Origin of the sequence: Sorangium sp. So ce204, assembly GCF_051526795.1 — a bacterium.
Classification (GTDB): domain Bacteria; phylum Myxococcota_A; class Polyangia; order Polyangiales; family Polyangiaceae; genus Sorangium; species Sorangium cellulosum_B.
On the sequence record NZ_CP150317.1, the window covers coordinates 13,002,169 to 13,013,495 of the forward strand.

An 11,327-nucleotide genomic window follows, 5' to 3' on the forward strand; every position below is an offset into this window, starting at 1 on the left:
TCGAAGCGCCGATCGCGCGGCGCAGGGCGGCGGCCGCGCCCTCGGAGCGGGCTCAGCCGCCCTTCCACTCGGTCCGCTGCACCACGGGCAGCTGCAGCGCGCGCTCGCGGTCGAGATCGAGCGAGCCGAGGTGGATCGCGATCGGCGACTGCACCCACTTGAAGATCGATCTCGAGAACAGCGTCGCGAACTTCTCGGCCCAGGCCCGCAGCGCGGCGGGGTCCTTGTCGGGGAACAGGCTCGGGAGCGCCGCCGCGACCTCGTCGGCGGCGAGCTTCTCGGCGCCGTAGAGGTGGAGGCACGCGTCGAGGACCTCGAACGGCATGAGCTCGGCCTCGCCCGACTGGTTCTCGGCGAGCTCCGGCCCGGCGGTGGTGGCGAGCGTCTGCTGGATGCCCTGGAAGCGGAAGCGCTGCGAGAGGCGCTCGAGCAGCGCGATGACCACCGTCTTCGGCAGGTTGGCGATGACGCTGAACGCCCCCTCGAGGTCGCCGCCCACCGTGGTGTAGCCGAGCGCCTTCTCGCTCATGTTCCCCGTCTGCAGGAACAGCGCGCCGCTCGTGTTCGCCCAGTTCCACATGCGCCCGCCGCGGATGCGCGCCTGCACGTTCTGCTTCGTGAGCTCGGTGAGCTGCCCGCCCTCGCCGACCATCGACTGGGCGGCCTCGAGCTCCCGGGGGAACGCGTCCTCGATCGGGATGACCGCGAACGACACCCCGAGATCGTCGGCGATCTGCGCGGCGGCGCGGTGCGTGGCGTCGCTGGAGTAGCGGGAGGGCATGAAGAACGCGTGGAGCGACGCCCCCATCCGCTCGCGCAGGGCCGCGCCCTCGAGGCCCGGGTGGATGCGCTGCACCGCGCGCCAGGCGACGAGCAGCGTGAGGAGCGAGTCGCGGCCGCCCGAGAGCGCGAGGCCGATGCTCTTGAAGGCGCCGATCTTGCGGTAGTAGTCGGCGACGCCGAGCGCGAGCGCCTCGTAGAAATCGTCGAGCAGCTCGTCGCGCGCGGAGATCGCGGGCAGCGCCGCCGAGGGCAGGAACGGCGTCGTGCCGGCCGGCGGGGCGGGGTAGGCGAGGCGCGCGCGGTCCGCGGTCTCCCCGTCGATCCGGAGGACCTGCACCATGCGGGCGGAGGCGCGGCGGAACTCCTCGAGATCGCTGCGCCAGGTGCTCGCCTCGCGGCGGCAGCGGGTGGTCCGGTCGAGGTCGACGACGGCCGCGGAGAACCCCTCGCGGAACCGCGGCGCCTCCAGCATCGGCCGGCCGTTCTGGTTGATGAACCCGCCGCCGTCGAAGACGAGCCCGTCGTTGCCGCCGACGAGGTTCGCGTAGGCGACCGTGCACTGGTTGTCCGCGGCGCGGGTCGCGATCATCTCGCGCCGGGTGCTCGTCACCCCGGCGCGGAACGGCGACGCCGAGATGTTGCAGACGATCTCGGCGCCGGCGTAGCAGCGGCGCCGCATCGGGCCGTCGGGCGACCAGATGTCCTCGCACACCTCGACGGCGATCGTCCCGAAATCGAAGGCGTAGACGCGATCGCCGCAGAGGACGCCGTCGGCGTCGAGCTCCATGAGCGGCATGCCGCGCGAGAACGTCCGCGCCTCGTAGAAGATGTTGTAGGTCGGCAGCTTCTCCTTCGGGGAGAAGGCGAGCACCCGGCCGGCGTGGACGATGGCGCCGGCGTTGAAGAGGTCGCCCCCCACGCCGACGGTCACGCCGATGACGAACACGGTGCGGAGCTGCGCGGTCTCCTCGGCGAACCGGCGGAGCTCGCGCTGCTGGCTCGCGACGAACGCCGGCCACTGCACGAGGTCCTCGGCCGCGTAGCCGCCGATCACCTGCTCCGGGAAGACCGCCAGGGTGACGTCGTCGCGCGCCATCGCGCGCGCGAGCGAGAGGCACCGGTCGGTGTTCGAGCGGACGGCGCCGACGGTCGCGTTGACGCTGGCGATTCCGATCTTGACGAGTCGCATCGGGCGGCAGCCTACCGCGGCAGCACGGCGCTGAGCAGGCCGAAGAGCTTGTCGAGCTCCCCGGGCGTCACGCGCCGGTTCGACCTCACGCGGTCCCCCTCGGCGAAGAAGACGATCGGGTCGACGACGCGGATCGTCACGATGGCGATGCGGAACGAGGTCGCGCGCTCGATCTCCTCGTTGAGGAAGGCCGCGTCGCGGGCGGCGAGCTCGGGGCTCTCGCTCGCGCCGTCGAGCGCGACCGTGGCGCCGCCGTCCTTGGTCAGCGTCACCGTGGCCTCGAGCGACCTCAGGGTGGGCGGCACCCGGGGCGCCTCCCGCGGTCCCTTCAGCGTCCGCGCCGGGTCGATCGCCGCGGCGATCGCGGCCTCGTCCCCTGTCGGATCGGGGAAGCCGCCCGTGCCAAGGAAGCGCCGCGCCTCGCGGGCCCGCGCGACCGGCAAGACCACGAGGAAGTCGGGCTCCACGGTCGCCACGACGCGCGTGTGCCCCTTGATGGTCACGCGCACCGCCGGCACGCCGAGCCCGCTCTCCTCGGCCCCTGGCGGCTGGCTGCGCGAGAGGAGCGCGTCGAGGCCGGACGCCAGCCTGTCCGGCGGCACGCTGTGCTGGACGACGACCACCGCCTCGTGGGCCGCGTCCGCGCGCGGCGCTGTGACGAAGGCGCGCTCGACGTCCCGCTCCGGATCGAGCCCCGTGCCGGTGAGCACGGGGCCCCACAGATCGAGCGCCGAGAGCCGCGCCATGATGGGGTGTCCCCGGGTCCTGTCGCCGTAGACGAGCACCGAGACCTTCCCCCCGGCGATCGACTGCGCGATCGCGGCCGCGTTGCGCGGCTTCGGCGGCGGCGCCGTCTCCGCGCCGACCGGCGCTCCGGACGACGCGGAGCCGCACGAGGCGGCGAGGAGGGCGAGGCCGATGGCGGCGAGCCGCAGCAGCGAGCGGCGCGGCGGCGAGGCGCACATCGCGGCGGGGAGCCCTTGGCGAACGGACGGCATCACCCGGGCGACGTTACCGGCACCTACCCGATCCTGCCAGCGGGGCAAACCTCCACGGCGCCCGGGCGCGCACCTCGGCGCGCACCTCGCCGCAGCGAGGCCATCCCTCTTCCTCGGCTCGGGACCTGGAGTAGGATGCCGCTCCCGCGGTCCACGCAGAGCTCGTGCGCGCCGCAAGGCTCCGTGTCCCGCGACGCCGCGGACGCGGCGCCCGACCCATGTTGAAGAGGAGTGTCATCCCATGGCGGTCCGCCCATCCGACCTGCACGCGATCCCGCTGTTCGAGAGAATCACGGAGGATCACCTCGATGACCTGATGAAGGCGTTCCAGCGCCAGGAGGTCCCGTCCGGCCACGTGCTCTTCGAGGCCGGGAGCGCCCCGGCGCACCTGTTCCTCCTGGTCCGGGGCGAGGTCGCGCTGCTCGACGCGGGCGAGACGCGCTTCCGCCTGAGCCCCATCTCGCCCATCGGCGAGCTCGGCGCGCTGACCGGCTTCCGGCGGACGACGACGGCGGTGACGGCGCAGCCTTCGGAGATCTGGCGCATCGGCGCCGCCGAGCTCCAGGACTTCTTCGAGGACCACGGGGACGTCGCGTACCCCTTCTACAACAACCTGCTCAACGTCGTGGCCGGCAAGATCCGGCGCGACGCGCGCCGCCTCGAGGAGACCCGCGCGAACCTGATCCGCACGCAGAAGGCGATGAAGCGGCTCCTCGATCTCGTGCTCGACAGCGAGGAGACGCCGCTGAGCAAGGTCATCTGCGCGACCCTCGAGGAGCTCATCGAGAAGAACCGGCGTTCCCACTACATGGTCGAGCCGGCGCACACGCTGAAGAGCTCGGTCCGCCTGGACAGCGGCGCCCTCGTCCCCGTCGTCGAGCTCTCGGACGGCTGGCTGCGCCTCGCCGGACTGCGCGACGTCGCGAAGGGCGCGCACTGGAGCGGCGTGCTCGTCCTGCCCGCGCGCGAGATCCCGGTGAGCGGGACCCTCGACGCGGTCGACGATCACGGCGCGCTGGTGAAGCTCGATCTCCTGATCGACGAGTACGCCTCCGCGCTCCAGGACTACCTGACGCGCCTCCAGATGCTGGATTTCGTGGTGTGACCTCGCGCCGCGCCGCGATCGCGGGCCGCGCCTCGATGCGTGGCGGCGGCGCGGCGGCGCTGCTCCTGGCTTCGCCGCGCCTCCTGCCCGCGCGACCGCTCTCGGGCGCTCAGGCGCTCTGGCTCTCAGGCGCTCTGATGGTTGCCAGGATCGTGCCCGGTGATCTACGGTTCCAGGAGCTCGCTGACATCGCAGCGCTGAGCCGAAGTGGCGGAATGGCAGACGCGGCGGATTCAAAATCCGCTGTCCGCAAGGGCTTGTGGGTTCGAGTCCCACCTTCGGTACCGAGAGCGCCCCTCACGATCGTTCGACGCCAGGCAGCCGAGGGCGGGTGCCTTGCTCTGGCGGGCGACCGCCTTGGTCACAAGGCGGCGCCGTAGGGGCTGACCGTCCGTGACGCTGGGCGAGCCTGGACGGCGCGCTCTGCCGGAGCACGGCGCTGTCAGGCTGCTACGCTCGGCGCGCATGTCGCGTCGGAGCGGAGGTGGGATCGAACGGCTGGGTGCGCTGATCCAGCGCGGGTCCTCGCTCTCGGCGCCGTCGGAGGTCGACACCTCGCCGATGCCGTTCCGCGAGTGGGAAGCGGCCGTGGGGTCCAGGATCGCCGCGCGCGCGCGGCCGCTCAAGCTGGAGCGCGGCGTGCTCCACGTCCGCGCGGCGAGCTCGATGTGGGCGCAGGAGCTCTCGCTGCTCGGCGACACCATCACCGCGCAGCTCCGGTCGCGCGGCCTCCCGGTGCAGTCCCTCCGGTTCCGCGTGGGCAAGGTGGACCCGGTCGCGCGGCCGCCGTGGCGCGAGGAGGTCCGCCCGACCCCGAAGGAGGCGCCGCTCCCGGCCGAGGTGCGGCGAGAGCTCGGGAAGGTCGCCGACACCGAGCTGCGCGAGGCGATCGCGAAGGCCGCCGCGAGGAACCTCGGCTGGCAGGAAGCCGAGGCGAGCGCGCGTCCCCGCAACGCGCCGCCGCCGCTCCAGCCCTCCGCGGCGCCGGCCCCAGGTGTGCCGCCGCCTGCTTCACGCGCGGCGCCGCCGCCTGTTCCGCACGGGGCCGCTCGCACGGCGCCGCCGCCGGCTCCGCGCGTGTCGCGCGTGTCGCGCGTGTCGCCAGAGGCCGCCGCTCCCGCGACGCCCGGCGGCGATGCGGAGGCTACTTCGCCGCGACGAGGCGCTCGAGACCCTCGATCCGCTGCATCAAGAACCGCTCGGTCGGACCGAACGACGGAGCCATCCGGCGCAGGTCGTCGAGGTAGATCCTGAGCGGCTGGATATCGAGCGTCTTGACGCGCCGGACGACGGTGTAGAGCTCGTCGACGACGGGGCCGGGCAGCGGGCGGCGGGCGATCGTGAAGAGCTCGAACGCGTAGTTGACCCACGTCCCCTTGGTCGTGGCGCCGGCGAGGCGAGCCGCGTAGCGCGCGGCGAGCTCGGCGGCCGGCATCTCCAGCGGCACGTTCGTCCGCGCGCGGCTCAGGATGTCGATCAGCACCGTCTGCAGGATGCGCTCGGCCTCCTCGCTGCGGCCCATCGCCAGCGCCTTGTCGGCGAGGCTCGCGAGCAGGCGCAGCGACTGGAAGCCCTTGGATCCGCCGTCTCCCGTCGGGCTCGTGAGCTCCGTCGGGTCGTCCGACATCTTGCGCATCTCGGTCAGCGCCATCGCGCCGAGCGTCGCCGTCGCGCGACGGAACTCGACCCCGTAGGCGTCGTGGGGGCGCGACTCCTCCCCGCCGTAGAGCAGCATCTCCTGGCTGCCGATGATGATGCGGTCGCCGTCGGTCAGCTCGCGCTGGCCGGAGATGCGCGTGCCGTTGACGTACACGCCGTTCCTGCTCTCGAGATCGTGCAAGGCCACGCCGTCGTTGCGCACCTGCAGCGTCGCGTGGCGCCGCGACACCAGCGGGTCATCGAGCGAGAGCTGGCAGTCGCCGCTCCGGCCAATCACGAAGGGCCCTTCGGGGAGCTCGAAATCGTGCGCCAAGTACCGGAGGCGGAAAGGCATGGTCTATTTCAGTGCGCCGAGGCGCTCGAGCCCTTCAATGCGCTGGAGGATGAACCGCTCCGCCGGCGTACGCTCACCAGCGCGCTCGCGGAGCCGCTTCGCATAGCCACGGAGAATGGACATGTCGACGGCCTTCACCTTGCGCAGGACACTATACAGCTCATCGACGAGGTAGGCGGGGAGGAGGAGCTCGAGCCGGGTATTCAGCTCGAAAATGTAGTTGATCCACGAGCCCCGACCCGTCGCCGCGGCGAGGCGGGCCGCATACATGCTTGCCTTCTCGACCAGCTCGGGCTGCACGGCGCCGACGCCTCCGTCCCGCGCCTTCGTGAGGATGTCGCTGAGCGAGCGCTGGAGGATGCGCTCGGCCTCGTCGACGCGCCCCAGGGCGAGCGCCTTGTCGGCGACGCTGCCGATGAGGCTGAGCGCGTGCACGCGCTTGTCCGGGTGCTGGGGGACGAGCCCGGGGAGCGACCTCCGGGAGGCGATGGCCGTCGCGCCGTCGTCCTCGCCTGCGGGCATCTCGCTCATGTCGACCGTGCGCGCGTTCTGCTGCCTCGTCCAGAGCGGCGCGCTCCGCGGCGAGTGCGCCGAGCTCGGCTCGATGGCCCCGAGCAGGAACATCTCCTGCCCCCCGATCGCGATCTTGTCGCCGTCCGACAGGATCTGGCGCCCCGCGATCCGAGCCCCGTTGATGAGCACGCCGTTGCGGCTGCCGAGATCCTCGATCGCGACGCCGCCCTCACCGACGGTCAGCAGCGCGTGCCTGCGCGACACCAGCGGGTCGTCCAGCGACAGCTGGCAGTCCGCGCTCCGTCCGATGAAGAACTCGCCGAGCGGCACCTCGAGATCGTGGGCGAGGTAGCGCAATCGGATGCCCATGATCGAGCCATACCAACAGCCCAACAGGCCGTCAAAAGACAGCTTTCGGGCCGTGTAGCATTGGTTTGCAAGCCCACAAGAACGGCCGTGCAATCCGGACGGGACGTCCGCTTTCGTCTTACAGTATCACACCAGTTATCGCCGTCGTCGCATCGTCGTCGCATCGTCGTCGCACGTTGTCGCGTGTCGTCGCGCGGCGTTGCTACCGGCCTGGGCGAGGCGCTCAGGGGAGGCGAGAGAGGACCCGGAGCAGTCTAAGGAGGAGCCTTGGGTGCGCGACGAGGCCGTAGATCTTGAGCTCCCCGCGGGCCACGAGGCGCGCGAGGTCGCGCAGGGGGCCGCTCTGTCGACGGTGCAGCACCCCCAGCTTCGGGAGGCGCAGCCAGCGGTGGAACGCGACGTCGGGGAGCCGGCGGAGCGCCGATTCGTCGCCACAGAACGTGACGGACGGAATGCCGATGGCGCCGTCGTGGATGGTGAGCCGCCCGTGGTCGAAGCGCATCGTCATGGACGTATCGACGTCCTGCGCGACGACGAGCACCGACCCGCGCAGCGCCCGGAAATCGGAGGCGCGCTTCGGGTCGCGCGCGAGGTGCTCGCGGATGAGGTGACCGAGGTAGGCCGCGAGCGGGTTCTCCTCAGCGCCTGGGGCGAGATCGACGATGGGTTCCATGGTGCCGTCTCACCCGGCCGCGCGCGCTCCGTCCACCCCGATGTCGCGGCGGAGCACCTTGCCGTCGAAGTCGATGGCGCCCGCGGCGCGGAAGGCGCGCTCCCGCGCCTCGGCGATCGAGTCGCCCGCGGCGGTGACGGCGAGCACGCGGCCCCCGGCGGTCACGACAGCGCCGTCCCGCTCGGCCGTGCCCGCGTGGTTCACGAAGGCGCCCTCCACCGCGGCCGCGGCGTCGAGGCCGCGGATGACGTCGCCGGTCACCGGCGCCGTGGGGTAGCCGCGCGCCGCGAGCACGACGGTGAGCGCGTGGCGGCCGGGGGCGACGCGCGCCGCCCCGGGAGCGAGCGCGCCCGCCGCGGCAGACGCGCAGAGCTCGGCGACGTCGCCCTCGAGCAGCTCCATCAGCGCCTCGCACTCGGGATCGCCGAAGCGGACGTTGTGCTCGAGCAGGATGGGGTCCCCGGCGGGCGTGATCATCAGGCCCGCGAACAGCACCCCGCGGAAGGGCCTCCCCTCCGCCCGCATGCCGTCGATCGTCGGCCGGAGGATCTCGCGCTCGACGCGCGCGGTAAGGGCAGGGGTGACGCGGGCGCTCGGCGCGAACGCGCCCATGCCGCCCGTGTTCGGCCCGGTGTCGCCCTCGCCGACGCGCTTGTGATCGCGCGCCGCCGGCAGGACGAAGATCGCCTCGCCGTCGCTGATTGCGTGCACGCTGGCCTCCTCGCCCTGGATCGCGTCCTCGAGGATCACGGTCGCGCCGGCGTCGCCGAAGCGGCGATCCACGAGCATGTCCTTCGCTGCCGCGAGCGCCTCGTCGACGGTCGTCGCGACGACGACGCCCTTGCCGGCGCAGAGCCCGTCGGCCTTCACGACGATGGGCGCGCCGCGCTCGCGGATGACGCGGGCCGCCTCGTCGAAGGAGCGCACGATCCGGAACGGCGCGGTCGGGATCCCGTGGCGGGCGGCGAACTCCTTGAGGAACGCCTTCGACCCCTCGAGGCGCGCCGCCTCCCGGCTCGGCCCGAAGACGGCGACGCCCTCGGCGGCGAGCGCGTCGGCGACGCCGGCGCAGAGCGGCGCCTCGGGGCCGACGACGACCAGGTCGGCGCGCTCGCGGACGGCGAGCCGGGTCGCCTCGGCGGGCGACAGGGACGGGAGGTCGACGCGGCGGATCGGGGCGCGGCCGGCGCCCGCTCGCGCGTGGGTCCCGGCGTTCCCGGGCGCCACGATCACCTCGGCGACCGAGGGCGATCGGGCGAACGCACGCGCGAGGGCGTGCTCGCGCCCCCCGGAGCCGAGCACGAGGATGCGGCGATCTGACCTTCGGGGGGCGGCGGAGCTCACCCCCGCGCGCTACCACGCGCCGGGCCTCGCTGTCGAGGCGCCTCGCGCGGTCCCGCGCCCGCGGGGGGCTCCGCGGCGCCCGGCGTCGTGTTAGAAGCGCCCGCTGGGCGCGCGGCGCGGCTCAGCCGGGGCCGCGGGCGCGCGCCGCCGGGCCCTTCGCGAGGGGGACCGGAGGGCGGATCCCTGAACATTCTGGAGGGATCGGCGAGCGCGGGTCGCTCGGCGTCGAGGGGACGTCGAGGGGGCGGCGGGCGCGGATCCCCCGCCGTGGAGGTGAGCGATGACGCATCGGGCTTCGTGGGATGAATATTTCATGCGCATCGCCGAGGTCGTCGCGTCGCGGGCGACCTGCGATCGGAAGCACGTCGGCGCGGTGATCGTGCGCGACAAGAGCATCCTCGCGACCGGGTACAACGGCTCGATCCGGGGGCTGCCTCACTGCGACGAGGACGGGCACCTGATCGAGGATGGCCACTGCGTGCGCACGATCCACGCGGAGGCCAACGCCATCATCCAGGCCGCGCGGAACGGGGTGCGGATCGACGGCGCGACGGTCTACGTCACGGCCTCGCCTTGCTGGGGGTGCTTCAAGATGATCGCGAACGCGGGGCTCTCGCGCGTCGTCTTCGGCGAGTTCTACCGCGACGAGCGCATCTTCCGGTTCGCCACGGAGCTCGGGATCGAGCTCGCCCCGCTGGAGCGGCGCGAGACGCCCGCCTGAGGTGTTGCGCGGGCGGCCGCTCGGTTGAGCGAGCCCTCGCGCAATCGACGCCAGATCGACGCCGGGTTGCGCGGCGATCTGCGCAACGCTCAGGCCTTGCGCGGCCGCGGCAGCCCGTACACGCGGATCCGCTCGACCAGCGTGCGCCGTGAGATCCCGAGCAGCGCCGCGGCGCGCGTCTGGTTCCCCATGCACTGCTCGAGCGCCTGGACGATGCGCTCGCGCTCGTGGGCCTCCATGGCGTCGCGCAGCCGGGTGGGGCCCGGGTCCACGCCGTCCGGCGCGCTCTTCGCGCCGTCGGGCACGCTCCTCGCAATCGTCGATGCTGAGGCCGGCGCCGGCGCCGGCGCACGCGCGTTCGAGGGCGCCTGCGGCGGGCGCGCCGGAAGGGGCATGGCATGCGATGGACGGGTGGGATCGGCCAGAGAGGAGAGGAGCAGGTGCTCCGGCCCGATGGGCGCCCCGTTGGCGAGGATCACCGCGCGCTCGATCACGTTGCGCAGCTCCCGGATGTTGCCTGGCCAGCTGTGGCGCTGGAGCGCGGCCAGGGCCGCGGGCGAGATCGGAACGGACGCGGCGCTCGCCTCGCCGGGGAAGAGCTCCTTCGCCGTGCGCTCCGCGAAGAGCTGCGCCAGCGCCGCGACCTCCCCGGGCCGCTCGCGCAGCGGCGGGATGGAGAGGGTCACGCCGTTCAGCCGGAAATACAGGTCCTGCCGGAACGCGCCGCGGCTCACCTCGGCCTCGAGGTCGCGGTGCGTGGCCGAGACGAAGCGGACGTCGATCTTGATGGGGGTCAGCCCGCCGACCCGCATCACCTTCCGCTCCTCGATGACCCGGAGCAGCTTGGCCTGGATCGAGGGCGGCAGCTCGCCGATCTCGTCGAGGAACACGGTGCCCCCTTCGGCCGTCTCGAGCAGCCCCGGCTTCGCCCGGACGGCGCCGGTGAAGGCGCCGCGCTCGTGGCCGAACAGCTCGCTCTCGAGCAGCGACTCGGACAGCGCGACGCAGCTCAGGCGCAGGAGCGGGCGGCTCGCGCGCGGCGAGGCCCTGTGGATCGACTCGGCCAGCACCTCCTTGCCGGCGCCCGTCTCGCCGAGCAGGAGGATGTTGATCGGGCCGTTCGCGACGCGCTGGGCGAGCTCGTAGACGGCGCGCATCGCGTCGTCCTTGACGATGACGTCCTTGCCCGCGTCCCGCTCGCCGCCCTTCTGGCGGAGGACGACGCGCGCGGCGCCGAGGTAGATGACGTCGCCGGGCGAGAGCTCGACCGCAGCGCCGCGCGCGGGCGTGCTCTTGCCCACATCGATCAGGCGCTCGGTCGCCGCGCTGCAGTGCCGGGCGCGCACGCGGCTCCCGTTGCTGCTGCCGAGGTCCTCGATCCGGAGCGGCGGGCCGAGGTGCAGCACCGCGTGCCGGCGCGACACCGAGGCGTCGGGGACGCAGATGCCGGCGTCCTCGTCCCTGCCCAGGACGACGCTGCCCGAGCCCGGCAGCTGCCGGGTGCTCATCGAGCTCTGGGTGATGATCAGGAGCTCGAGCGAGCCACCATCGCGGGAAAGAATCTCCGGCTCAGCCACATCGCACCCCAGAGTCGCGCCGGACGACGAGCGACGCCCTGCCGCTGCGCGCGTGCGATCCG

At 73.0% G+C, this 11,327-nt stretch carries 10 protein-coding genes and 1 tRNA gene; 4 read left to right on the forward strand and 7 right to left on the reverse strand.

All coding sequences use genetic code 11. The features are described from left to right. Positions 1–52: 52 nt before the first annotated feature. Positions 53–1,972: an NAD(+) synthase gene (gene nadE, locus WMF22_RS49275; RefSeq protein ID WP_438034261.1), complete on the reverse strand. Its 1,920-nt coding sequence runs from the start codon at positions 1,970–1,972 to the stop codon at positions 53–55. 11 nt (positions 1,973–1,983) lie between these two features. Further along, positions 1,984–2,970: a hypothetical protein gene (locus tag WMF22_RS49280; RefSeq protein WP_438034262.1), complete on the reverse strand. Its 987-nt coding sequence runs from the start codon at positions 2,968–2,970 to the stop codon at positions 1,984–1,986. Between the two features lie 241 nt (positions 2,971–3,211). Here WMF22_RS49280 and WMF22_RS49285 point away from each other — a divergent pair, with 241 nt between their 5' ends. The 3 genes from WMF22_RS49285 to WMF22_RS49295 all read left to right on the forward strand — a co-directional run bounded on the left by WMF22_RS49285 (position 3,212) and on the right by WMF22_RS49295 (position 5,329). Next, on the forward strand, positions 3,212–4,075 hold the full coding sequence (locus WMF22_RS49285) for a Crp/Fnr family transcriptional regulator (protein ID WP_437296769.1): 864 nt from the start codon (positions 3,212–3,214) through the stop codon (positions 4,073–4,075). A 201-nt stretch (positions 4,076–4,276) separates the two neighbouring features. Beyond that, positions 4,277–4,359 (forward strand) — tRNA-Leu (locus WMF22_RS49290). Between the two features lie 277 nt (positions 4,360–4,636). Then, positions 4,637–5,329: a DUF721 domain-containing protein gene (locus tag WMF22_RS49295; RefSeq protein ID WP_437301693.1), complete on the forward strand. Its 693-nt coding sequence runs from the start codon at positions 4,637–4,639 to the stop codon at positions 5,327–5,329. Here the strand turns inward: WMF22_RS49295 and WMF22_RS49300 are convergent. The 4 genes from WMF22_RS49300 to purD all read right to left on the reverse strand — a co-directional run bounded on the left by WMF22_RS49300 (position 5,220) and on the right by purD (position 8,925). Then, the gene (locus WMF22_RS49300) at positions 5,220–6,068 is read right to left on the reverse strand and encodes an FHA domain-containing protein (RefSeq protein WP_012241622.1); all 849 of its coding nucleotides are present in this window, start codon (positions 6,066–6,068) and stop codon (positions 5,220–5,222) included. The genes WMF22_RS49295 and WMF22_RS49300 overlap by 110 nt on opposite strands. A 3-nt stretch (positions 6,069–6,071) precedes the next feature. Beyond that, entirely contained in the window at positions 6,072–6,950 is an 879-nt protein-coding gene (locus WMF22_RS49305; protein WP_437296770.1) for an FHA domain-containing protein, read from the reverse strand. A 223-nt stretch (positions 6,951–7,173) separates the two neighbouring features. Next, positions 7,174–7,623 carry a hypothetical protein gene (locus tag WMF22_RS49310; protein ID WP_437296771.1) on the reverse strand — a complete coding sequence of 150 codons (450 nt, stop codon included), beginning with the start codon at positions 7,621–7,623 and terminating at the stop codon, positions 7,174–7,176. Positions 7,624–7,632: 9 nt separating this feature from the next. After that, entirely contained in the window at positions 7,633–8,925 is a 1,293-nt protein-coding gene (purD, locus tag WMF22_RS49315) for a phosphoribosylamine--glycine ligase (RefSeq protein WP_438034263.1), read from the reverse strand. Positions 8,926–9,247: 322 nt separating this feature from the next. Between purD and WMF22_RS49320 the strand changes: the two genes are divergently transcribed. Further along, entirely contained in the window at positions 9,248–9,688 is a 441-nt protein-coding gene (locus WMF22_RS49320; protein ID WP_044967417.1) for a deoxycytidylate deaminase, read from the forward strand. A gap of 89 nt (positions 9,689–9,777) precedes the next feature. Here WMF22_RS49320 and WMF22_RS49325 read toward each other — a convergent pair whose 3' ends face one another. Then, positions 9,778–11,265 carry a sigma 54-interacting transcriptional regulator gene (locus WMF22_RS49325; protein WP_438034264.1) on the reverse strand — a complete coding sequence of 496 codons (1,488 nt, stop codon included), beginning with the start codon at positions 11,263–11,265 and terminating at the stop codon, positions 9,778–9,780. Between the last annotated feature and the right edge of the window lie 62 nt (positions 11,266–11,327).